Genomic DNA, 23234 nt, shown 5'->3' with positions numbered 1-23234 from the left:
CGCGCCGTGTCTTCGGCGATGGTGTTCGTCGCGCTCGCCTGCATCGGCGCCACCGGGTGGTATGCGTCGAGCGATGTCGCACAGGCATCGAGGAAGGGCGAGTCGGTGCTCATGTTCGACGATTTCGTCGGGCCCGCCGGAACCTCGCCCGACCCCCGGTACTGGGGACACGCGGTCGGGGGAGGAGGCTGGGGTAACGACGAGGCGCAGGTCTACACGGACGATCCCGCCAATTCCCGGCTCGACGGCGAGGGCAACCTCGTGATCGAAGCCCGTCCCGACCCGTCGGGCTACACGTCCGCCCGGCTTGTCACCCTCGACCGCTTCGCATTCCAGTACGGACGGGCCGAGGCCCGCATCAAGCTGCCGAGCGGACAGGGCCTGCACCCGGCGTTCTGGTTGATGGGCACGGATGTCAACCGCGTCGGCTGGCCGCAGTCGGGGGAGATCGACGTGATCGAGACGATCAACGACGCGTCGTTCTACCACAGTGCGCTGCACGGCCCGTCCGCGGACGGCACACCCTGGGAGGTGAAAGCCGAAGGCAGCGGGAACATGTCGGACGATTTCCACGACTACTGGGTGGAGCGGTCGCCGGACCGGATCGCATTCGGTATCGACGACGCGGTGACGGGCGAGTTCTCGCGCGCCGACCTGGCCCCGGGGCAGGAATGGGTGTTCGACAAGCCGTTCTCCCTGTTGCTGAACGTCGCAGTCGGCGGACGGTGGCCGGGCGACGTCGGAGCCGATACGACGTTCCCCGCCGCGATGCTCGTCGACTGGGTGAGGGTGACCGATGAGTGATCTCCTCACTGCGGAGCGTCTCGACACGAGGGCTCCGGAGCTGACCCGGTACTACGATGTCGCCGCGTTGGCCTCGGCGGTCGCGGGACTGGCGTCCCTGGCGCCGCTGCCGTCGTCGGTGAGTGCGGTGCTGCTGACGGTGTTCGTGTTGATCGGACCGGGTCTCGCGGTCGTGACGTGGTTGCGGCTACCGGTCGCCGCGGCCGTTGCGGCCGTCCCCGTCCTCGGACTGTCCGTGGTGACTGCGGCAACCACTGTCCTGGCCTGGTTCTACCGATGGCCCGCGACGGGTCTGCTGCTCGTGATCGTCCTGGCCGTCGTCGCGTCCGCGCTGCGGCATCGGTGGCACGACACCGGCGCCGAGCCGGTGCGCGCGGTGACCGTGCAGCAGGTGTCGTGTCGTCTGGCGCAATGGTGGCATGCTGCCCGCCGCAACCGGCCCCTGATCCTCGTTGCCGTGGCGCTCGCCGTGTGGGTGGTTGTTCTCTTCGGGCTCGGCTCGACCGCATATGCACAGTTCGGCCTGCTGTTCGTCGGCAGCGGTCCCGGCCTGGTGGTGTGCGCCCTGATGATGCTCGGCGCGTTCGTCTGGGCTCTTCGCGAGAGGGCTGTCGGGACCGCCGTCGTGGCCGTGCTCGGCGTGATCGTGGTGGAACGGCTCACCCCGACCCTCATCACCGACGTTCCCATCTACGGGTGGACGTACAAGCACCTCGGCGTGGTCGACTACATCCAGCAGTTCCAGACACTGCCGCCCAAGGGCGTCGACATCTACGGCGAGTGGCCGGGCTTCTTCACCGCGTTCGCGTGGTTCGGCGACATCACGTCCGCGGACATGATGTCGATCGCTCACTGGTTCGCGCCGGTGATCCACGTGCTGCTGGCGGTCGTGATCGCTGCGATCGCCCGGCTCCTCGGGTTCGGCATGCGGGTGGCACTGACGGCCGCGATGGTGGCGGAACTCGTCAACTGGGTGGGGCAGGACTACTTCTCGCCGCAGGCCATTGCCCTCGTCATGGCGCTGGGTGTGGTGGCACTGCTCGTGGTGTCGACGGAGCACCGATCTGCGGCGTACCTGTCGATCCTCGTCTTCGCCGCTCTGGTGCCCACTCATCAGCTGACCCCGTACTGGCTGTTCGGCGTGACGGTGGCCCTGGCGGTGACGCGGAAGATCCGGCCCTGGTGGATCCCCGTTCCCTACTTCGCGATCCTCGTCGCCTATCTCGTTCCCCGGCTGGACATCGTGGCACCGTACGGGCTGCTGTCCGGTTTCAACCCGGTCGACAACGCCGCCAGCAACGTGACCGCCGTCGGCACGTTCGGGAAGATCTTCACCTCCGCCGTGTGCCGGTCCCTGTCCGCGGGCATCATCCTGCTCGCCGTGGTCTGCGCGATCCTCCTCTGGCGTCGCAAACGTCCCGCCTGGGTCGCGACCGTCATGGCGTTCAGCTCGTTCGCGCTGCTGGCCGGTCAGAGCTACGGCGGTGAGGCGATCTTCCGGGTGTATCTCTACGCCGTTCCCGGGTGCGCGATTCTCATCGCACCGATCCTCGTGGACGCTCTCACGATCAGGTTCCGGTCCGGACTGCTCCGTCGAGTCGTCCCGGTCGGACTCGCGAGCGGACTGGCATACGTGATATTCGCTGGCCTGCAAGGCTATTTCGGGCTGTGGTCGCTGGTCATCGGATATCAGTCCCAGGTGACGTTCGCGGAGGACATCCTCGCGAACGAGAAGCCGCCGGCGACGATCATGTCCCTCTATCCCGCCGGTCTCCCCACCCGGGTCAGCGCCGACTACCTCGAGTTCGCCGTCGTCGACAAGGATTTCGATCAACCCTTGCTGGCCTTGCCCCCGGCCGTGCTGGAGGGCTTCCCGCACGGCGGCCAGATCGAGATGCTCACCGCGGATGCGGCGGAACGCGACGGCGACACGTATCTCGTGTTCAACACGCAGGGCACTGCCGCCATCCGCTACTACGGCTATCTACCGGACGGATCCGTCGAGAACTTCGAGGACCAGATGCGGTCCAGCCCCGACTGGTCCGTGTACGCGCAGGACGACAACAGCACGATCTTCCGTTACACGGGGCCGCGCCGGTAACGGCCACGTCGCGTATTCGGTCACGACCGGTCGCGGCGACGCCTAGCATCGGCACATGCGGCGGATGCGCTCGGCCCTGTTCGAGATTTCGTTGACGTGCTCGGTGGCGCTGTGCGCGCTGTCCCTCACCCCGGCTGTTGCCGCCGCCGTGCCCGGCGGTGCAGGCGTCCGGACCGCCTACCCCGGATACACCGTGATCGGCAGCGACGAATTCGACGGACCCGCAAACGCGGCACCCAATCCATCGTTCTGGGGCTACGACCTCGGCGGCGGCGGGTGGGGCAACAACGAGAAGCAGGTGTACACCGACTCCCGCCAGAATTCGCGGCTCGACGGCAACGGTCGTCTCGTCGTCGAGGCCCGCAGAAACGGTGGCGGATTCACGTCGGCTCGACTCGTGACCCGTGGAAAGTTCGACTTCACGTACGGGGTGATCGAGGCACGGATTCAGGTACCGTCCGGTCCGGGAATCCATCCCGCGTTCTGGACGCTCGGAAGCAACATCAACAGCGTCGGGTGGCCCGCCTGCGGGGAAATCGACATCCTCGAGGTGATCGGGGACGGTTCGCGGTACCACGCGGGAGTGCACGGCCCGACCGTCGGCGGCGGACACTGGGAACGCTCGACGGATGGCTCGATCGGTGCGAACCTCAGCGCGGGTTTCCACGACTACGCCCTGATCAAGGCGCCCGGCCGCATCTCGGTGGGCATCGACGGGAACATCGTCGGCACCGTCACCACGGCGGACCTGCGACCCGAGGAACGCTGGGTGTTCGACGCCCCGGCATACCTGCTGCTCGATGTGGCCGTCGGCGGGAACTGGCCCGGCCCGGTCACGTCGTCGACACGCTTTCCCGCCACCATGCTGGTGGACTGGGTGAGGTTCTCCCAGTGACGTCCGGGACGCACGAGTTTAGGGTGTGAATAGAATCAAGTTCATGGCCGTGTCGAACTCAGAGTGCCGCTGCGGCCACCCATTCGCCGCTCACGAGCACTACCGCAAGGGCACGTCCTGCGCACTGTGCGACTGTCCGCGGTTTCGGCGGCCGCTTCCCCGGCTGATCCGCAAGCTCGTCGGCCGCTGACCGCGATCCGCGCACGGCAGCGGTGCGGATCGGGCAGCGATGTCGCACGTTCGTACGTGCCCATCTGCCTTACAGCGCGCTAAAACATACCATAGGTATCTTTTTGCACTATATTTCAGTATGCACATCGTGCAAAGATGGACCTCTGGATACTTTGAATCCGATAATTTACTGACGGCAGGCGGCAGTTCGGGTGGTGGCGATGGAACATCGGACAGCCGCGCGGGTGGGGACGTCGCCGAGTGCAAAGGCCGCGGTATGGAGCGGCGGTCTCTGGCTGATCGCGGCGATGTTTGCCGTACCGGCATTGCTGTTCGCGCTGGCGCTGTGGCGAGGGTGGGGTGGGACGTTTACGACCACGGTGGTTGTCGACGTCGGCTTGCTGGTGTTTGCTCTCGTCGCGACCGGGTGTACCGCGTGGGCTGCCTGGAGAGGACACGGCAGTCGCCGCCGCAGTTGGCTGGCGTTGGCGGGTGGGCTGGCGGCCTGGTCGGTCGGCCAAGCCATCTGGTGCTACTACGTGGTGTGGCAGGGCAGTGATCAGATACCGTTCCCCTCCTCGGCGGCTGCTGCGTACCTGCTTTTTCCGGTCGGCGCATGCGCGGCGCTGTTGCTGTTCCCGGCCGGTGACAGCGGACAGTCCCGTACCCGGCTGATTCTGGACGGAATCATCGTCGCCGGTTCACTGTTCGTGATGTCGTGGGTGAGCGTGCTCGGCAGCGTCTACCGCGCAGGGAGCGCCACCCCGGTCGCCCTCGTGTTGTCCCTCGCCTATCCTGTCGCGGATCTGGTGATTGCGACGATGGCGATTGTGGTGCTGACCCGAGCGCGGGCTGGGCAACGCTTGACCATGGGACTGCTGTGCATCGGGATCATTCTGATGGCGTTGTCGGCCAGCGCAGTCTCGTACTTGACCGCGTTGGGCACGTATCACAACGGCGGCGTTACCGATCTGGGCTGGGTGGCCGCCTTCGCCGCGATTGGGCTGGCGGCGCTGTCGAGCACCCGCGAGCAGTCACTCGAGCCGGTTCCGGCCCAGATTCCGTCTCGGACACGGTTGTGGTTGCCGTACCTTCCGTTGCTGCTGGCCGCCGCCGTCGGCCTGCAGCGGGAGCTGCCCAGCCTGGGCTCCGGGCCGATTCCCGCTGCGATCGTAGTCCTGGTGATCGCCTTGCTGGCACGACAGTTCATCGTGTTGGCCGAGAACCGACGGTTGTTGCTCACCGTGGCCCGGCAGGCCTTTCGCGACCGACTGACCGGACTGGCGAACCGTGCCTTGTTTCTCGACCGGCTCGACCAAGCCCTACAGCGCCAGCGCCGGGAACTCACACCGATCGTAGTGCTCTGTGTGGATCTCGACGATTTCAAAACCGTCAACGACAGCCTCGGCCATCCCGCCGGGGACGAGCTGTTGATCCGCGTCGCGGAACGGCTCACCGGGTGCATGCGGAGCACCGACACCGTCGCACGGCTCGGAGGCGACGAGTTCGCGGCACTGGTCGAAGGCAGTGTCCAAGATGCCCTGTCGGCCGCAGACCGGGTACTGGAGGCATTCACCCCGCCCTTCATCATCGACGGTGTCGTGCTCTCCATCCGCCCCAGCATCGGGCTCACCATTTCCACGGTCGCCGGCGCGACGACCGAGAGCTTGCTCAAACAGGCAGATCTGGCAATGTATGCGGCCAAGCGCTGCGGTGGTGGTTGTCTGCGCAGTTACGTGCCGGACCCAGCCGACTCCGACACCATGGGCGCGCTGACCTGCGACGACAATCCGACTCACAGCCTCGGACCCGGGGAAACCACGAACGCACCGCGACACGCACGACACGTGACGGATCAGGCTGTAGCGGGAAGGGACATCGTGTCGGTGCCGAGGTCTGCACACAATCGACACCGACCGGGTCCGGTGAGCTGGGTGTCGCCATCCGATCGGGCGCGGCGGGGCGTCGTGGCGGGGCTGGGGATTCTGCTGATCGGTGTGGTCCTGTTCGGGATCTTGATGGGGGCAGGTGATCAAGCGGGTTGGATCGTGCTGCACCGAGTGCTCTACAACGGACTGGCCTTGTCGGCTGCCTTTCTGGTTGCGGCTCGCGCGTGGTGTATTCCGACCGAGCGGCGGGCGTGGTGGCTGATCGCGCTGGGAATGACCAGCTGGAGTGTGGGCGATGCCGTGGCGATGTCGTGGCTGCCTGATGGCCAGACCCCATCGGTGGCCGATCTGCTGAAACTGGCGTTCTACCCACTTGTGTACGCCGGGTTGGTGGTGCTCGTGCGCGCGCAAGCGCGGCGGTTGCCGACCGAGATCTGGTGGGACGCCATCACCGCAGGGTTGACGCTGGCGGCGCTGGCAACGGCCGTCGCATTCGGTCCGATCGACTCGGTCGCCGACGGATCACCCGCGGCGGTGATCGTCGGGTTGGCCTACCCGGTGGGAGACATGCTTCTGTTGGCACTCGCGGTCGGGGCACTTGCGGTGCTGGGGTGGCGGGCCGAGCAGCGGTGGGTGCTGCTGGTCGCGGCGTTCATGATGTTTGCGGTGGCCGACACTGTCAACCTGTTCCGCACTGCTGCCGGTCACGGGGAGGCTACGTGGATCGATGCGCTCCCGCACGCCGCCGCGATACTTGTGGCCGTGGCCAGTTGGCGAGCCCCTGGCCGAAGGCAGTCCGGTCAGCTATCGGGACTGGGTATCTGGATACCCCCGCTGGTGTGCACCGCCGCTTCGGTGGGGCTGCTGGTCCTCGACCACGATGCACGGTTGCCGGGACTCGCGGTGGTGCTCGCCGCGCTCAGCCTCGTCACGGTCGCGGCCCGATTCGCGGTGACGTTCCGGGAAGTCGTCGTCCTGGCCGACAGCCACCGCCAGGCGACTACCGATGACCTCACCGACCTGGCCAATCGGCGGGCGATCATGGCGGCGCTGACCGCCGCATACTTCGACCGGGCGGCACAGTCGGGGACGGGCCCGGGCCCGGGGCCGGGCCTGCTGCTGATGGATGTGGACCGCTTCAAGGAGATCAACGACTCGTTCGGACGTAATGTGGGCGATCAATTGCTGTGCCAGATAGCGGACCGGCTGGCTCGGTCCGTGCGACCGGGTGATCGGCCGGCACGCCTCGACGGAGACGCCTTTGCGGTCCTGCTGCCGTCAGGGATCGACCTCACGGACGCCCGGGCATTGGCCGGCCAGCTCCTCGAGGCAGTAAACGAGCCTTTCGATCTCGACGAGGTCACGGTGCGCGTCGAGGCGCGGATCGGGATCGCCCTCTGCCCGCAGCACTGCACAAACCCCCAGGACCTGCTGCAGTGCGCCGGAGTGGCTGTGTATCGCGCCAAGTCCACCCGCCGCACGATCGCCGTGTACGACACTACCGAGTACCAGCGCAGCATCGAGGAGAGACAGACCATCGACGAGCTGCGCACGGCGATCGCTGGTGGCGAGCTCACGTGCTACTACCAGCCGAAGGTCAGTGCCTGCGACGACCAGGTGCACAGCGTCGAGGCTCTCGTCCGGTGGGAGCATCCCCTCCGCGGCTTACTCCTACCCGATCAATTCCTTCCTCAGGCCGAACAGTCAGGACTGATGCGTCCACTGACAGCGAGAGTGCTGGAGCTTGCGCTGGGTCAGGCGCGGAGCTGGCTCGATCGCGGCATATCGCTGACCGTCGCAGTGAATCTATCGGTCACGAATTTGCTCGACGCAGACCTGGTTGCAGAGATCGACCGACTCCTGGACGACCTTCGGTTACCCGCCGACACGTTGATCCTCGAGATCACCGAAAGCGTCCTGATGACCGACTACAGGCGCGCCAGAAGGGTGGTCGAGGCGCTGCAGGGTCTGGGAATCGGATTGTCGATCGACGACTACGGCACCGGCTGGTCCTCCCTTGCCTATCTGCAGGACCTCGCCGTCGATGAGCTCAAACTCGACCGGATCTTCGTCGCCCGCCTCGCCAGCGACCCTCGATCCGTCGCGATCGTCCGATCGACGGTGGAGCTCGCACACAGCCTGGGCGCATCTCTGGTCGCCGAAGGCGTCGAAGACGAAGACACCCTGCGTGCCTTGCGTCGATACGGCTGCGACGTCACCCAGGGGCACTACCACGGCCGCCCGCTGCCTCCCGACCAGCTCGACCTTCGGTTGCTCGGCCGACACCGTTGATGCATACGCGGTGTCAGGTGCGCGGGATCGAGAGGCCCTACGTGAACAGGCCCTGACCCCAGTACTGCCCCTCGGCGAGGCCGGGCGGGCAGGCGAAGACGGCGGAACCGACGTGCTGGATGTACTCGTTCATCGCGTCGTTCCGGGACAGGTTGAGCTGCATCGGCACGAACTGTTCCTGCGGGTTGCGGCAGTAGGCGATGAAGAAGAGTCCGGCGTCGAGGTGGCCGAAACCGTCGGAGCCGTCGGTGAAGTTGTATCCGCGACGCAGGATCTGGATGCCGCCGAGTTCCTGAGCGGACGCCAGCCGCACGTGCGCGTCGACGTCGATCACCGGGTCGTGACCCTTCTTGGAATCGAGGTCGAGTTCGTCGAACTCCGCCTTGCCGCTCAGAGGAGCGCCGGTGCCCTTGGACCGTCCGATCACGCGTTCCTGCTCGCCGAGCACGGTGCGGTCCCACTGCTCGATGAGCATGCGGATCCGCCGCGCCACGAGATACGCGCCGCCGCCCATCCACGCCTGGTCGTCGCCGGACGCCACCCACACGTGCTCGTCGAGGACGCCGGGTTCCTCGGCCTTGATGTTGTTCGTTCCGTCCTTGAACCCGAACAGGTTTCGCGGTGTGTCCTGGCTGGTCGACGTCGACGAGGTGCGGCCGAATCCCAGCTGCGACCAGCGGACGGAGGCCGTCCCGAACGCGACGCGCGCCAGGTTGCGGATGGCGTGCACGGCCACCTGCGGGTCGTTGGCGCACGCCTGGATCGCGATGTCGCCGCCGCTGCGGGCCGGGTCCAGGTTGTCCGCCCGGAAGTGCGGAAGCTCCTCGAGCGCGGCGGGTTTCTTGGACGCGAAGCCGAAGCGATCGTCGAACAGTGAGGGCCCGAACCCGATGGTGAGCGTCAGCTGCGATGCAGGCAGGCCGAGCGCCTCACCGGTATCACTGGGCGGAACGTAGACGCCGTCACCGATGGCGCCGTCCGGGGTGGCCTCCTCGCCGGCGGTCATCCGCTCGGCCATCACAGTCCATTTCTTCAGGAGCGCTTCGAGTTCCTCACGGGACTTCGTGGTGACGTCGAACGCCACGAAGTGCATCCGGTCCTGCGCCGGCGTCACGATGCCTGCCTGGTGTTCGCCCCGGAAGGCCACGACGTCGGCGTGCGAGATCGGGGGTTCGGCTGCGGTGGCGCGCCCGACCAGTGCACCGGCGCCGGCGAGGGCGGCTCCCGCCCCGACGGCGCCGAACAGACGTCGTCGGGACACACCCTTGCGCTCGTCCACCGAGGTGGTCGTGTCGGTCGTACCGGTCGGATCAGTCATGATTATGCGCCTGCTACCACGCCTTGAACCTGGCTGACCTCTGCCGAGAGGGCGTCGATCTTGCGCGAGAGTTCTTGGCGCTGTTGTTCGTTGACAGTGTCGTAGAAGACGAACCCGTCACCCTGGCGGTATTGAGCGAGTTCGGCATCGAGGTCCGCGAAACGCTGCGTGATGTTCGCGGCCAGTTCGGGATTGCGTTCGTCGATGATCGGCTGCAGTGCGGCGACCGCGGCCTGCGAGCCGTCGACGTTGGCCTGGAAGTCCCACAGGTCGGTGTGCGAGAAGATGTCCTCCTCACCGGTGATCTTCGACGTCGAGATCTCGTCGAGCAGACCCTGCGCGTCGCCGGCGATCTTGGTGGGATCGATCGTGTAGTCCTCGGCGTTCACCTGGTCGGCGAGGTACTGGACGTCGACGACGAGCTGGTCGGCGATCGCGTTGGTGTCGGGCTGGGGGCCGGTGACCCACAGATCCTTCTCGAGCCGGTGGAAGCCCGTCCATTCCTGCCCGGGTTCGAGGTCGGCCTCCCGCAGGTCGAGCTTGGGGTCGAGCTCACCGAAGCTCTCGGCCTCGGGCTCGATGCGCTCGTAGTAGGTGCGGGAGACGGGGAAGAGTGCCTTGGCCTGATCGATGTTGCCCGCCTTGACAGCGTCGACGAACTGCTGCGTGGTGTCCTGCAGGGCGACGACCTGGCTGCGGATGTAGCGGCGGTAGCCGTCGGCGGCCTCGGCGAGCTGTCCGCTCTCGTCGGACGCGCTCATCGAGTCGCCGGTGACGGTGAACTCCTGGCGGATGCCGTCGCCGACCATGCCGGGCTTGCATGCGAGCTGGTAGGTGCCGGCGTCGGGCAGCGACACGATGAGCTGGCGGGTGAGCCCGGGACCGATGTTCTCGACCTCGCCCATCGCCCGGTCGCCCTCGGCGAAGACGTAGAACTCGGTGACCTTGGTGCCGTTGTTCGTGACCTGGAACGTGCTGTTCCCGGTGGTCCCGGAGTCGGCGCTGACGTCGCACGTGTCGTCGTTCGCGGTGACGGTGATGTCGTCGGTGCTCGCGGTCGACTTCTCGGTGCAGCCAGCGAGCGCCAGCGGCAGCAGAGCGACGGAGGCGAGGGCGAAGCTGGTTCGGCGCGTGGTCTTCATGGGCGGAAGTTGCCTTTCATGAAACGGTTTCGTCGGGGGCGGGAGAGGCGGTGCGCTCGGGGGCCGCATCGGCTGCGGGTGCCGCGGGGGCCGGTGTGGGTGCGGAGACGGGCCGGAGGAACAGGAACAGGACCACGACGACGTACACGACCCAGGCGACGGCCTGCAGGACCGTCGGGTCGGGTCGGAAGTTGAAGATGCCCGCCAGGACGGTGCCGTACCAGCTGGACGCGTCGTAGCCGTCCGAGATGTCGAAGGCCAGTGCCGAGCCGCCGGGCAGGACGCCGCCGATCTGCAGGGCATGGATGCCGTACCCGAGGATTCCGGCGGCGACGATGATCAGGAAGATGCCGGTGTATTTGAAGAATTTCGCGAAGTCGAGCCGGACGGCGCCGAAGTACAACAGGACCGTGAGGACCGCGGCGGCGACGATGCCGAGCAGGAGGCCGACGAGGGGCCAGGCGCTACCCGCTGTGTTCTCGGCGTACCCGACCATCAGGAGCGCCGTCTCGACGCCTTCCCGGCCGACGGCGAAGAACGCGAGGGTGAGCACCGCGACGGGTCCGGCGACCAATGCTTTCTCCATGCCCGCCTTGAGGTCGTGCGAGATGGTCCGCGCGGCCTTGCGCATCCACAGCACCATGACGGTGACGATCGCGACCGCGACGAGGGACGCGACGCCGGCGATGATCTCCGCGGTGAGTCCGGTGACGGTGGACGTTCCGTAGTGGATGACGAGGAAAATCGCCGCCACCATCGCGACGGCGATGCCGACGCCGAGCCAGACCCACTTGAGTGCGTCCTTGCGCTCCGCTTTCACGAGGAACGCGGCAAGGATCATGACGACGATGCCTGCCTCGAGGCCCTCGCGCAGACCGATCAATCCACTGCCGAACAGCTGTGTGGCGATCGACGGCGCGGTCCCTGCGGCGAGGACTGACATGCACACTCCTGGGCGAGGCGGGGTCGAGCCGAGTGGTCCGCAAGGTTGGGTAGGCAACCTTGCGGTAGGCAAGGCGAACCTTAGCCCTGAAGAAAACATACACCGCGCCTGCTTGTCCGAAGAAGCCCTCACCAGCACTTTTACAACCCTTTACCTTTGGTGTGTTGCCTCGCCGCGACCCGGCGCGGTGCGGGGTCGTCCCGCGTGGCCAAGATCGACGAGTTTCGTGTGGATGATGGAGACGTGAACCGATATCCCGCGCGGCCGAAACGTCGTCCCCGATGGCCCGGACCGCTGTTCGCTCTTCTCGCGGCGACGGTGGTCGTGGTTCTCGCCTACGGCGCGTGCTCGCGGGAGCAGCAACCGAGGATCGCGATACCGGAAGGCATCCCACCCGGTCCGGGGGCGGCGACCCCTCCGATCGACATCAACGCGCCGGGACGTTCGGCGGATCAGCTGCACCAATGGTCCGCCGGGTTGGCCGACTCGATCGGCGTCGGAAGTACCGCGCTCGAGGCATACGGCTACGCGGCGACGGTGATGGCCGAGACGAAGCCGGAATGCGGGATCGGGTGGACCACCCTCGCCGGAATCGCGAGCGTGGAGAGCCGGCACGGCACCCACGCCGGTTCGACGGTCGGGCCCACCGGTCAGGTCACCCCCGAGATCCGGGGCATCCCCCTCGACGGGGGACCCGGTGTCGCCGAAATCCCCGACACCGACGGCGGGGCGATGGACGGCGACCCGGTGCACGACCGCGCGATGGGTCCGCTGCAGTTCATTCCCGAGACATGGAAGCGGTGGGGTGTCGACGCGAACGGTGACGGCGTGGCCGACGCCGACAACATCGACGACGCGGCGCTGACCGCCGCCCGCTACCTGTGTGACCGGGGCGGCGACCTCACCGGTCCGGAGGGCTGGCAGTCGGCGCTGATGGCCTACAACCTGTCGGGGGAGTACCTCACGCTGGTACGCGACCGGGCGTCCGCCTACTCGGTGGGGGTTCGACCGTAATCGGTCCGTCTCCCCTCCATGACGTGATCGACGCCACATCGGTAGGTGTCGCGCGGGCGGATCGCCGTCCGCGGGGCGCGCCATCCCGCGCCGGTTTCGGTGTGCCGTTACGCTGTGTGCTGGCACGATCTGGTGTCCCTGGCACGATCGGATCGGTCGGTGCACAGTGCGAAGCCCATATAAGGAGAATCAGCAAGTGTCCATCATTGAGCAGGTCGGAGCCCGTGAGATCCTCGATTCCCGTGGTAACCCCACGGTGGAGGTCGAGGTGCTGCTCGACGACGGAAGTTTCGCTCGCGCCGCGGTCCCGTCGGGTGCATCGACCGGTGAGCACGAGGCCGTCGAACTGCGTGACGGCGGCGACCGGTACGGCGGCAAGGGTGTCGAGAAGGCCGTCGAGGCCGTCCTGAGCGAGATCGCTCCTGCCATCATCGGGATCGACGCCACCGAGCAGCGGACCGTCGACCAGGCCCTGCTGGACGCCGACGGCACCCCGGACAAGTCGCGTCTGGGCGCCAACGCGCTGCTGGGTGCGTCGCTGGCAGTGGCCCGCGCGGCCGCCGAATCGTCGGGTCTGGATCTCTTCCGTTACGTCGGCGGCCCCAACGCCCACGTCCTGCCCGTCCCGATGATGAACATCCTCAACGGTGGTGCGCACGCCGACACCGGTGTCGACGTCCAGGAGTTCATGGTCGCCCCGATCGGGGCCGCCACGTTCAAGGAGTCGCTGCGCTGGGGCGCCGAGGTGTACCACGCACTCAAGTCGGTACTGAAGGAGAAGGGCCTGGCCACCGGTCTCGGTGACGAGGGCGGCTTCGCCCCCGACGTCGCGGGCACCAAGGAGGCGCTGGATCTGATCAGCGTCGCGATCGGCAAGACGGGCCTGGTCCTGGGCACCGACGTGGCGCTGGCGCTCGACGTCGCCGCCACCGAGTTCTACACCGACGGAACCGGCTACAAGTTCGAGGGCAGCAACCGGACCGCGGAGGAGATGGCGGCGTTCTACGCCGAGCTGGTCGATGCCTACCCGATCGTGTCCATCGAGGACCCGCTGGACGAGGACGACTGGGACGGCTGGGTCTCCTTGACCGATCAGATCGGCAACAAGGTTCAGCTCGTCGGTGACGACCTGTTCGTCACCAACCCGGAGCGTCTGGAAGAGGGCATCGTCAAGGGCGCCGCGAACGCGTTGCTGGTGAAGGTCAACCAGATCGGCACGCTGACCGAGACCCTCGACGCCGTCGACCTCGCGCACCGCAACGGCTACAAGACGATGATGAGCCACCGGTCCGGTGAGACCGAGGACACCACCATCGCCGACCTCGCGGTCGCCGTGGGCAGCGGTCAGATCAAGACCGGTGCCCCCGCCCGCAGCGAGCGCGTCGCCAAGTACAACCAGCTGCTGCGCATCGAGGAGAACCTGGGCGACGCCGCCCGCTACGCCGGCGAGGTCGCGTTCCCGCGGTTCGCGTTCGAAGGCTGACGTTCGACAGTCGAGTAAGGGGTGTTGGGGTAGGTGGCACAGCGCGGCAGGCCGCGGTCGTCCGGAGCGAGTCCGGGCGGCCGGGGCTCCGGGCGTGGTGAACGGGCCCGCGGAAACCGGGCGGACGGCGCTCCCGGAGCGCGGCGCCCCCGCACCACCAAGTCGACGACGCCGGGGGAGGCCGACGGCAAACCGGACGCAGTCGACGGCGCCGACACCGGCAAGGTGCTCCCCGGCCGCGCCCGCCCGAGACGGGTGGGCGCGGCCGGGGCCGCCCGCGCAATTCGGTCCGAGCACACGATCCTCGGGCTGTCGACCGGCCGGGCGCTCGTCCTCGTCATGGTCGTGCTGCTCCTCGCGCTCACCCTCGCCGTTCCGCTGCGCAACTACCTCACCCAGCGTGGGGAAGCGGATCGTATTGCGGCGGAACAGGTTCAGCTCGAGAAGGATCTGCAGGAACTGCGGATACTCGAGGAGCGCTATTCCGACCCCGCCTACATCGAGGCGCAGGCACGCGGCCGGCTCCGGTGGGTGAAGCCCGGCGACACCCCGTTCCAGGTGCAGCTGCCCGGCGACTACAAGGAGCCGGAGAAGCCGGAGGAGAAGGACGCCGAGATGGCGGGCCCCTGGTACTCCGACCTGTGGAAGGCCATTTCAGAACCGCCGGCCGCACCCGACGTGCAGCCGGCACCGGCTCCGGTGCCCCCCGTGGTGCCGCCGCCCGTACCGCCAGAACCAGGAGAACCCACCGGGTGACCACTTCGTCCGACCCGTCCAGCCCCGTGCCGCAGGAAGACCTCGACGCCGTCGCCGCCCAGTTGGGCCGCGAACCGCGTGGAGTGCTCGAGATCGCGTACCGCAGTCCCGACGGCACGCCGGGCGTCGTGAAGACCGCGCCCAAACTTCCCGACGGAACCCCGTTCCCGACGCTGTACTACCTGACTGATCCGCGACTGACCGCGGAGGCCAGCCGGCAGGAGTCCGCGGGAGTGATGCGTGAGATGACCGAACGCCTCGGGCAGGACCCGGAGCTCGCGGCCGCGTACCTGCGCGCCCACCAGTCGTATCTCGCCGAGCGCGACGCCATCGAGCCCCTGGGAACGGACTTCACCGGTGGCGGAATGCCCGAGCGCGTCAAATGCCTGCACGTGCTGATGGCCCACTCACTGGCGAAGGGGCCCGGCGTCAACCCGCTGGGCGACGAGTCGGTGGCCCTCGCCGCGTCCGCGGCAGGCGGCAAGCTGCGGGGCACCGCGATTCCCGCGGACTGGCCCGGCATCGACGACGTCGAAGGTCCCGAGCAGTGACGCGCGTCGCCGCCGTCGACTGCGGCACGAACTCCATCCGCCTGCTCGTCGCCGACGTCGACGAGCACGGCGCACTTCGCGACGTCCGTCGCGAGATGCGCGTCGTCCGGCTGGGACAGGGCGTGGACGCCACCGGACGACTGGCACCCGAGGCCATCGAACGCACCCGAGTCGCGTTGAGCGAGTACGCCGGAATGATCGCGGACGCCGGCGCCACCGCCGTCCGGATGGTGGCCACGTCGGCCACCCGCGACGCGTCCAATCGGGAAGACTTCTTCTCGATGACCCGCGAGGTGCTGGGCGCCGTCATCCCCGGCGCCGGGGCCGAGGTCATCACCGGCGACGAGGAAGCACGGCTGTCGTTCAACGGGGCAGTCGGGGAACTCGATCCGTCGCAGGGACCGTTCGTGGTCGTGGACCTCGGCGGCGGTTCCACCGAAGTGGTCCTGGGTGACGAATCCGGCGTCCACGCCGCCTTCTCCACCGACATCGGGTGCGTGCGCATCACGGAGCGCTGCCTCCACGACGATCCGCCGACACCCGCACAGGTCGAGGAGGCCCGCGCGTTCGCGCAGGAACGCCTGGACGAGGCGTTCGCGCGCGTCCCCGTCGAACAGGCACACACCTGGGTCGGCGTCGCCGGAACGATGACAACCATCGCCGCGCTCGCCGAAGAACTGCCCGAATACGACGCCGAGCGAGTGCACCTGTCCCGCATCCCGATGCCCCACCTGCGCGAGGTCTGCAACTCGCTGATCGCCATGACCCACACCGAACGGGCCGCGCTCGGCCCGATGCACCCGGGCCGGGTCGACGTCATCGGCGGCGGCGCGATCGTGACCCTGACGCTGGCCGACGCATTCGAGAAGAAGGCGGGCATCGACCAACTCGTCGTCAGCGAACACGACATCCTCGACGGAATCGCATTGTCGATCGCCTGAGCTAGGGTGATCTGCGCACGGTCGCCAAGGACACCCTCGGCGACCGGTAGCCCCTATAGCCCAATTGGCAGAGGCAGCGGACTTAAAATCCGCACAGTGTCGGTTCGAGTCCGACTGGGGGCACCATCACTGAGGCGTGCTTCGGCGGCGGCTCAGGACGTTCGGACGAGTTCCGCCCGCATCTGGGTGAACAGGAACAGTCCGGGGCGTCCGGAGATCTGCTCGTACTCGCGCACGACGTCGTCCATGAACTCCGGCACGGCTGCGTCGTCGAGGTGCGCGGTCCAGTCGGTGGATCCGACGGTGCACCACCGCGCGAATTCTTCCCGGGAACCGAAATCCCATTCGACGTCGCGCACGACGAGGACGGTGGTGTCGAGTCCTGCTGCCTTCGCGACGTCGCGGAACTTCTGCGGTTCGATGTGGACGAACGGCGCCGTGAAGTCGGTGAAGAACTCCGCCCATCGCGGGAGCGCCGCCACGGCCATCAAGACGGCTTCGACACTGGTCCGCGGGCTCGCGCACACCATCTGGATGATCACCCGTCCGCCGCCCACGACGCTGCGGGCGATCGCCGCCAATGCCACCTGCAGATCGGGGATCCAATGCAGGGCGTTGAACGACACCGCGACGTCGAACTCGCCGTCGAACGGGAGGGCGCGGGCGTCGGCGATACGGAACTCGGCGCGGGTGCCCTCCGGCACGACTCTCGATTGGGCCTTCGCGATCATCCGCGGCGACGCGTCCACTCCGACCACCGAACCGCCGGGGAGCCGTTCGGCGATCCGGAGCGTGACGAATCCGTCGCCGCATCCCACGTCGAGTAGCCGTTCACTGCCGGCGAGGGCGAGTTCCGCGATCGATTCCTCCGCGACGGCGCGCTGGAGGGCGCCGACATCGGCGTATCCTTCGCCGTCCCAGTCGACCATGACGGCCAGGCCTCAGGCTCCCTGGTGGTGAGGGCTCGAGTGTGTGCCGCCGCCGGCCCGCGCGATGGATGCGCGGACGCGGGCCGTGGCCTGCCAGATCTGGGTGCTGTCGTGGACGCTGATAACCGGTATGCCCTGCTCACGGGCGTGCTGCATGCTCAGCGCGTCCTGGGGTGAGCCGACTCCGTCGAGGACGTCCTCGGTGACGATCGCGCAGAGCGCGGGGCCGTCCATCTTCCGGACGGGCTCGAGTCCGTGGACCACCATCCACTGCTTGACCATCGCCCAGTGCGACACCTCTTTGTACCGCGTGGGGTTGCCGATGAAGAGAACCCGACGGGAGCGGCGGGCGCGAGCGATATCGATGTGCGTGACGGTAGCCATGGCGGAGGGTTCCTGTCCGTTGCGGGATTCCGTACTGTCAATCCCCACTCGCAGCGGTTTCGTTACGCGTCGGTCCAAGAAGTTCGCCATTCCCGCGTACGTGAGTGAGAAAGAGTGCTCGAACACGCTTTGCCGCTCACGTACGCACGGTCCGTCAGCTACCGAACGGACTGCCGGACGAGCCTCCGCCGCCCGGTCCCGACGTCTCGGTGACGGTGACGACGGTGGGTTCGACGGTGCCGTTGGTCAGCGGCGGAATGCTTCCCCACTGCTCGAACGACGGCACGCTCGAGCAAGTCCATTGCACCGTGTACTCGCCGGGGTCGAGGGTGGCCCTGAGCTCGCCGTCGTCTCCGCCCATTACGGTGGTCGGGCCCACGGTGGCGGCCGAAACGGTTCCGTCGACGGACCGGACGTTCATCAGGCACAACACGGCCCCTGGGGCGGCGTACCGGACGTCCATGACCACCGCATTCCCGTCGACGCCGATGTCGACCGTGACGTCTTCGGGTGCCGCGGACGCGGAGGGTGCGGCGAGTAGACCCGCGCCGGCGACAGCGGCGGCGATACCTACGGTTCGTGCAATCGTGACCTTCATCGGTGCATCCTTCCGGACTTCTCGGTTACCGGTTGATACGAGGCAGGAGCCACCGGGAGTATTGCACCTCGAACGGGTATCCGTGGGGATGCGGACGGTGGAATGCCGCCTGTCCGGGAGTTCTCGGCGTGTCGATCCGACACCCGGTGCATCAAAGGAGACGGCGAAGTGCTCGGACGGAAGAACTACACGAAGGAAGAAATCGATCACGCCGAGGCGTCGATCGCGGAGCAGGTCGCCGCGTACACGTCGCTGACGGGGGCGATTGCGGGCGAGGTCACGGGCAAGAAGGTCTTCGCCGCACTCGAGGACTTCGAGCCACTGTTCTTCGACAACATGGTCCTGGTGCTGGACCGCTACTTCGTCCACCGGGTCCGGGCGGTGACGGGCAAGGACGGGAACCCGCTCAACGAAGTCGAGATCATCGCCGACTCGTTGATGAACAACGACGGCGTCCTGCGCGGCATCAGCGTCCTGAAGTACGTCCCCGGCCAGTCCGTTCTGAAGCTCGAGATCGGCGACCGGATCCGCTTGGGCGCCGACGACTTCGAGCGGCTGTCGGCGGCGTTCTTCGCAGAACTGCGGTCGCGGTTCCTGACATGAGCGTCTGGTTCACGTCCGATCTGCACCTTCGTCACGCACGGCTGGTGGAGATCCGCGGCTTCGACGCGGAGATCGACGCGCACGACGAATCCATCCTCGACGCACTGGCCGCCGCCGTCGGGAGCGGCGACCAACTCTGGATACTCGGCGACGTCACCGTCGGAGGTGCGGCCGCCGAGGACTGGGCGCTGCGCACGCTCGACGAGTTCGCGCGGAACCGGAACGTCGAACTGCACCTGATCCCCGGCAATCACGACTCGTGCCACCCGATGGCGAACCGCAACAGCCACATCCGGCAGCGGGTGTTCCTGGAGACGTTCGCGTCCGTGCAGTTGTTCGCGCGGCGGAAGGTCGCGGGCGAGACCGTGCTGCTCTCCCATTTCCCGTACGTCGGCGACCATACGGCCGAGGACCGGGGCGTGAAGTACCGGCTGCAGGACCAGGGAGACTGGTTGCTGCACGGGCACACTCATCAGGACGACGTGCTCGACCCGTCCGTGCACCCGCGGCAGATCCACGTGGGCTGGGACAGCTGGCGCAGGCCCGTGCACGTCGACGAGATCGCCGAGATCATCGGGTCGGACGCGGCGACTCGGTGACCGGTAAGGCGTCGGCGCGGTATCTGCCGGGCGTCGATCCGTGCGCGTTCTTGAACAGCCGGGAGAAGTGGGCGGCGTCGGCGAAACCCCAGCGGGCGCCGAGGGCGGAGACGGGCACATCGCGGTAACGGGGGTCGGCGAGATCGCGACGGCACTGCTCGAGGCGGCGGCGTCGAATCCATCCGCTCACCGTGTCGCCGTCGGCTTCGAACATCTTCTGCAGGTGCCGCACCGAGATGTGATGCGCGGCGGCGATCGAGTGCACATCCAGCTCCCGGTCGGCGAGCCGCTCGTCGATGAAGGCGGTGACCCTGGCGCGTAGTGCGTCCGCGCGCGACTGCGGCAGCGGCCCGTCGGCGAGGTGAAGTTGCTCGGCGAACGTGGCCGCGACCAGGTCGAGGACGGCGTCGCCGAGGTGCACCGCGACGGTGGGGGAGGCGTCGACGATCTGCTCGCCGAGCCCGCGCAACAGCGGGGTGACGACGGCGCCGAGCCCCTGCCTGCCCGACACCCGGCGCGCGGTGAGCTGGGCGATGCCGGCGGGCGGAACGCGGAGGAGGTGCCGGGGGAACATCACGACCAGCATCCGGAACCGGTCGTCGAACGACAGCTGATACGGCCGGGTCGTGTCGTAGATCGCGAAATCGCCCGGGGTGAGCGCGGCTTCCCGGCCGTCCTGGCTCAGGACGCAGTACCCGCGGACCTGCAGTCCGAGTTTGAAGTAGTCGGGGTTGGCGGCGCGGATGGTCCGGGGCGTTCGGCGAATGACGTGCGGGGCGGCCGTGACCTCGCTGATCCGGATCGCACCGACCGTCGCGCCGCGCACGACGCCCCGGAAGTCGGCGTGGTCCGCCGAGGTCATCTCCAGGGGGACGAACGCGTCGCTGACCGACTCGCGGAACTCGTCGAACGAGACGAGGCCGTGTTCGACCGGACGGATGAGCCTGCTCACGGCCACCATCTACCTCAATTGCGTTTGACGGCTTCGCGTGCGGCGGTGCCCGACGCGAGCTTCTCCAGCAGGCCGATCAGGTCGAGCCGTTCCGACGGTGTCAGCGACTCCGTCCACGTCTGCTCGCGCTTGTTGTGCGCCGAGTACGTGCTGACGATGGCATCGTGCCCGGCGTCGGTCAGTTCGAGGGCGACCGCCCGGCGGTCGCCGGCGGACGGTCGCCGCGTCACGAGACCGTCGCGCTCGAGTGTGTTCACCAGGGCCGACACGGCGGACCTGCTCATCCCGGACAGTGAGGCGACCCGCTTGGCCTCGCACGGTCCGGCGAGCCACACCACGAACAGCACCCGGAATCCGGGCCAGCTCCACCCGCTGGGCCGGTGGACCGTCGACTCGAGATCGTAGACGAGGGCACTGGTCACGCGGTGCAGCGCGAGCACCAGCCGCATGGAGACCGGATCGACCTCGGGCAGTTCGTCGACGGTCTTGCCCACCGCGAAGTCCACGAAGGACAGGAAGTCCAGGTTGCTCTGGTCGGTCGTCTCCTCGGGCATGACCACAGGTTAGCGTCGGAACACGTATTGTCAAAGCATTGATCAACTAGCCCCCGTGAGTACTTGTCAACGCCGGGCGGTTTGTTGAGTCTGGGGACATGTGAGACAGATGATGTCTACCCAGATGTGAGACACGCTGCCGTCGACGAGGTGTGAGGCACCTGACTGGTCGTGAACTTGGTTCATGACCGGAACGGATGCCGTCATGGACCTGCTACACGCCCTGCTGGTGCTCGCCCACGCCACCGGCGCCGACATGTTCGACGGGAACTTCGCCCGCTGGTGCGCCGACCACGGGATCTCCCGCGCCACCGCCTACCGACACAAGAAACGGATCGAGGAGGAGGGCCGGTGGACCACCCGGTCCCGCCGCCCACCTCCTGCCCACACGCCACCCCACTACCGGTCGAGATCGAAATCGTCCGGCTTCGCCTGAACCTGCCCCACCACGAGCGCGGCGCCGACACCATCGCCTACCACCTGCAGGCCGTCGCCGACAAACACCACTGGGCCGCCGAGGGCTGGACCATCCCGTCCCGGGCCACGATCAACACGATCCTCTCCCGCTACGACCTGGTGATCCCGGAACCGAAGAAACGCCCGAAATCGTCGTACCGCCGGTTCTGCTACCGCAACCCCCGCGACTGCTACCAGATCGACGCCACCCAGGTCCGGTTGGCCACCGGCGAGAAGGTCGTCGTCTTCGAGGTCCTCGACGACTGCACCCGCACCCTGGTCGCCACCCGGGTCGCGGACGCCGAAACCGCCGCCGGGGCGATCGCGGCGATCACCGCCGCGTTCACCGGCTTCGGGATCCCGGCGTTGGTGCTCGCCGACAACGGCAGCGCGTTCACCTCCCGCCGCACCAAGGGCGGCATCTCCGGCTTCACCCGGGTCGTGGAGCAGGCCGGGGCCCGGCTGATCCACTCCACCCCGTATCACCCGCAGACCTGCGGGAAGGTCGAACGCCACCACCGCACCTTCAAGCAATGGTTGGCCGCACGGCCCACCACCGCGGCCACCACCACCGAACTGCAGCAACTGTGCGAGACCTACCAGCGGTTCTACAACACCGAACGCCCGCACAGCGCCGTCAAGATGCCACCGCTGCAGGCCTGGCGGAATGCGGCGATCCACGGTGGGCCACAGCACCTTCCGATCCAACACGACGCCACCGTGCACGCCCTCGTCGTCTCCTCCACCGGCACCGTGTGCGTCGACTCCCGCGCCCGCCTGAGCGTCGGCCGAAAGATGGCCGGACAGACCGTCACCCTGCTGCGCGACGACGACCACGTCACCGCCTACACCACCGACGGCGACGTGATCGGCCACCTACACCTCGACCACACCAAGCGCTACCAAGGCAAACTCCGCCCCGCCTAAAATCTGTCTCACATCTACGTAGACACCCGTGTCTCACATCTACGTAGACAGCACAAACCGCCGGGCGGTTAACAAGTACTCACGGGGCGTCAGCCAGTAACCCTCGCGGCGTTGCCCGCGTCGACGGGCAGGACGATGCCGCTGATGTGTGCGCTGCCCTCGGCGGCGAGGAACAGCACGACCCGGGTGATCTCGGCGGCGTCCAGCCACGCCACGGGCTGGGCGTGCAGGCTGCGGAACACCGGTTCCACGTCCTGTGCTCCCGGCATCTCCAGGTCCGGCCGCATCATCCGGTAAAGGGCGTCGTTGTGAATCATCGGTGTCGAGATATTGCCCGGTGCAATCGCATTCACCGTGATGCCGTGCGAGGCGAGATCGAGCGCCGCGCTCTTGGTGAGCCCGATGACGCCCCACTTCGACGCCGCGTACGCGGCCATGTTGGCGTTGCCGGCCCGGCCGAGCATCGACGAGATGGTGACGATCCGGCCGTATCCTCGCCGGATCATGCCGGGCGCCACCGCTCCGACGGTGTTGAAGACGCCGGTGAGGTTGGAACCGATCGCCTCCGACCACTGCTCCTGCGTGAGCGACTGCACCGGGGCGGCCACCGAGACACCGGCATTCGCGACCGCGACGTCGATTCGCCCGAACTCGGACTCCGCCTCCGCGACCAGTGCGTCCATCGCGACTCGGTCCGCGGAGTCTGCCTTGGCGGTGATGCACCGGCGGCCCGTGGCGCGCACCAGCTCCGCGGTCTCGTCGAGGTCGGCGGCGGTGGCCAGGGGATAGCTCACGGCCGGGCTGTCCTCGCAGCGGTCGCACAGAACTATGTCTGCTCCGCGTTCCGCCAGTGCGACCGCGTGGCTGCGGCCCTGGCCGCGGGCACCGCCGGTGACCAGGGCGACCCGGCCTTCGAAGTCTTTCATCGTCGC

The 23234-nt window shown here is 67.6% G+C and carries 22 protein-coding genes and 1 tRNA gene; 14 read left to right on the top strand and 9 right to left on the bottom strand.

Features of this window, described 5'->3' with window-relative positions:
- Positions 1-6 precede the first annotated feature (6 nt).
- From WKC72_RS31665 to WKC72_RS31650, 4 genes are all read left to right on the top strand, one after another.
- Positions 7-804 carry a glycoside hydrolase family 16 protein gene (locus WKC72_RS31665; RefSeq protein ID WP_370184596.1) on the top strand — a complete coding sequence of 266 codons (798 nt, stop codon included), beginning with the start codon at positions 7-9 and terminating at the stop codon, positions 802-804.
- Positions 797-2905: a hypothetical protein gene (locus WKC72_RS31660; RefSeq protein WP_370180744.1), complete on the top strand. Its 2109-nt coding sequence runs from the start codon at positions 797-799 to the stop codon at positions 2903-2905. The genes WKC72_RS31665 and WKC72_RS31660 overlap by 8 nt, the downstream gene beginning before the upstream one ends.
- A gap of 55 nt (positions 2906-2960) precedes the next feature.
- Complete coding sequence (locus tag WKC72_RS31655; RefSeq protein ID WP_370180743.1) at positions 2961-3800, top strand: glycoside hydrolase family 16 protein; 840 nt, start codon at positions 2961-2963, stop codon at positions 3798-3800.
- 392 nt (positions 3801-4192) lie between these two features.
- Positions 4193-8152 (top strand): diguanylate cyclase domain-containing protein, encoded by a 3960-nt coding sequence (locus WKC72_RS31650; protein ID WP_370180742.1) that lies wholly within the window; start codon positions 4193-4195, stop codon positions 8150-8152.
- A gap of 37 nt (positions 8153-8189) precedes the next feature.
- On the opposite strand, the gene efeB is transcribed toward WKC72_RS31650, so the two are convergent.
- From efeB to efeU, 3 genes are read right to left on the bottom strand one after another with little or no spacing between them, the layout of a single operon-like run.
- A complete protein-coding gene (gene efeB / locus WKC72_RS31645) occupies positions 8190-9470 on the bottom strand; it encodes an iron uptake transporter deferrochelatase/peroxidase subunit (RefSeq protein WP_370180741.1) in 1281 nt (426 codons plus the stop codon).
- A gap of 2 nt (positions 9471-9472) precedes the next feature.
- On the bottom strand, positions 9473-10612 hold the full coding sequence (gene efeO, locus WKC72_RS31640) for an iron uptake system protein EfeO (RefSeq protein WP_037244051.1): 1140 nt from the start codon (positions 10610-10612) through the stop codon (positions 9473-9475).
- A 16-nt stretch (positions 10613-10628) separates the two neighbouring features.
- On the bottom strand, positions 10629-11555 hold the full coding sequence (efeU, locus tag WKC72_RS31635) for an iron uptake transporter permease EfeU (protein ID WP_370180740.1): 927 nt from the start codon (positions 11553-11555) through the stop codon (positions 10629-10631).
- 243 nt (positions 11556-11798) lie between these two features.
- On the opposite strand from efeU, the gene WKC72_RS31630 reads away from it, so the two are divergent.
- The 6 genes from WKC72_RS31630 (at position 11799) to WKC72_RS31605 (ending at position 16426) form a co-directional block, all read left to right on the top strand.
- On the top strand, positions 11799-12569 hold the full coding sequence (locus WKC72_RS31630; protein WP_370180739.1) for a lytic transglycosylase domain-containing protein: 771 nt from the start codon (positions 11799-11801) through the stop codon (positions 12567-12569).
- 196 nt (positions 12570-12765) lie between these two features.
- Complete coding sequence (gene eno / locus WKC72_RS31625) at positions 12766-14052, top strand: phosphopyruvate hydratase (RefSeq protein WP_037244056.1); 1287 nt, start codon at positions 12766-12768, stop codon at positions 14050-14052.
- Between the two features lie 33 nt (positions 14053-14085).
- On the top strand, positions 14086-14808 hold the full coding sequence (locus tag WKC72_RS31620) for a septum formation initiator family protein (protein WP_370180738.1): 723 nt from the start codon (positions 14086-14088) through the stop codon (positions 14806-14808).
- Positions 14805-15359 carry a DUF501 domain-containing protein gene (locus WKC72_RS31615; RefSeq protein ID WP_037244061.1) on the top strand — a complete coding sequence of 185 codons (555 nt, stop codon included), beginning with the start codon at positions 14805-14807 and terminating at the stop codon, positions 15357-15359. Before WKC72_RS31620 ends, WKC72_RS31615 begins: the two co-directional genes overlap by 4 nt.
- Positions 15356-16300 carry an exopolyphosphatase gene (locus WKC72_RS31610; protein ID WP_370180737.1) on the top strand — a complete coding sequence of 315 codons (945 nt, stop codon included), beginning with the start codon at positions 15356-15358 and terminating at the stop codon, positions 16298-16300. Before WKC72_RS31615 ends, WKC72_RS31610 begins: the two co-directional genes overlap by 4 nt.
- 49 nt (positions 16301-16349) lie before the next feature.
- Positions 16350-16426, top strand: a tRNA-Leu gene (locus tag WKC72_RS31605).
- Between the two features lie 26 nt (positions 16427-16452).
- On the opposite strand, the gene WKC72_RS31600 is transcribed toward WKC72_RS31605, so the two are convergent.
- The 3 genes from WKC72_RS31600 to WKC72_RS31590 form a co-directional block, all read right to left on the bottom strand.
- Positions 16453-17229: a trans-aconitate 2-methyltransferase gene (locus WKC72_RS31600; protein WP_370180736.1), complete on the bottom strand. Its 777-nt coding sequence runs from the start codon at positions 17227-17229 to the stop codon at positions 16453-16455.
- A 12-nt stretch (positions 17230-17241) separates the two neighbouring features.
- Complete coding sequence (locus tag WKC72_RS31595) at positions 17242-17613, bottom strand: hypothetical protein (RefSeq protein WP_037244075.1); 372 nt, start codon at positions 17611-17613, stop codon at positions 17242-17244.
- Between the two features lie 154 nt (positions 17614-17767).
- On the bottom strand, positions 17768-18211 hold the full coding sequence (locus WKC72_RS31590; protein WP_370180735.1) for a hypothetical protein: 444 nt from the start codon (positions 18209-18211) through the stop codon (positions 17768-17770).
- A 168-nt stretch (positions 18212-18379) separates the two neighbouring features.
- Between WKC72_RS31590 and WKC72_RS31585 the strand changes: the two genes are divergently transcribed.
- Both WKC72_RS31585 and WKC72_RS31580 read left to right on the top strand, forming a co-directional pair.
- Complete coding sequence (locus tag WKC72_RS31585) at positions 18380-18814, top strand: hypothetical protein (RefSeq protein ID WP_370180734.1); 435 nt, start codon at positions 18380-18382, stop codon at positions 18812-18814.
- On the top strand, positions 18811-19413 hold the full coding sequence (locus tag WKC72_RS31580) for a metallophosphoesterase (protein ID WP_370180733.1): 603 nt from the start codon (positions 18811-18813) through the stop codon (positions 19411-19413). The genes WKC72_RS31585 and WKC72_RS31580 overlap by 4 nt, the downstream gene beginning before the upstream one ends.
- Here WKC72_RS31580 and WKC72_RS31575 read toward each other — a convergent pair.
- Both WKC72_RS31575 and WKC72_RS31570 read right to left on the bottom strand, forming a co-directional pair.
- Positions 19385-20374 (bottom strand): helix-turn-helix domain-containing protein, encoded by a 990-nt coding sequence (locus tag WKC72_RS31575; RefSeq protein ID WP_370180732.1) that lies wholly within the window; start codon positions 20372-20374, stop codon positions 19385-19387. The genes WKC72_RS31580 and WKC72_RS31575 overlap by 29 nt on opposite strands.
- Positions 20375-20379: 5 nt before the next feature.
- A complete protein-coding gene (locus WKC72_RS31570; protein WP_268791111.1) occupies positions 20380-20919 on the bottom strand; it encodes a MarR family winged helix-turn-helix transcriptional regulator in 540 nt (179 codons plus the stop codon).
- 184 nt (positions 20920-21103) lie between these two features.
- Between WKC72_RS31570 and WKC72_RS31565 the strand changes: the two genes are divergently transcribed.
- Together WKC72_RS31565 and WKC72_RS31560 are read left to right on the top strand one after the other, a co-directional pair.
- Positions 21104-21355, top strand: a complete 252-nt coding sequence (locus WKC72_RS31565) for a hypothetical protein (protein WP_370180731.1) — start codon at positions 21104-21106, stop codon at positions 21353-21355.
- A complete protein-coding gene (locus WKC72_RS31560; RefSeq protein ID WP_370180730.1) occupies positions 21271-22302 on the top strand; it encodes a DDE-type integrase/transposase/recombinase in 1032 nt (343 codons plus the stop codon). The genes WKC72_RS31565 and WKC72_RS31560 overlap by 85 nt, the downstream gene beginning before the upstream one ends.
- Before the next feature lie 89 nt (positions 22303-22391).
- On the opposite strand, the gene WKC72_RS31555 is transcribed toward WKC72_RS31560, so the two are convergent.
- On the bottom strand, positions 22392-23228 hold the full coding sequence (locus WKC72_RS31555; protein WP_370180729.1) for a mycofactocin-coupled SDR family oxidoreductase: 837 nt from the start codon (positions 23226-23228) through the stop codon (positions 22392-22394).
- Positions 23229-23234: the final 6 nt, after the last annotated feature.

It is taken from the genome of Rhodococcus wratislaviensis (assembly GCF_041228765.1).
GTDB classification, from domain to species: Bacteria; Actinomycetota; Actinomycetes; order Mycobacteriales; family Mycobacteriaceae; genus Rhodococcus_F; species Rhodococcus_F wratislaviensis.
Note: the sequence above shows the minus strand (reverse complement) of the source record. Positions and strands in the feature narration are given on the sequence as shown.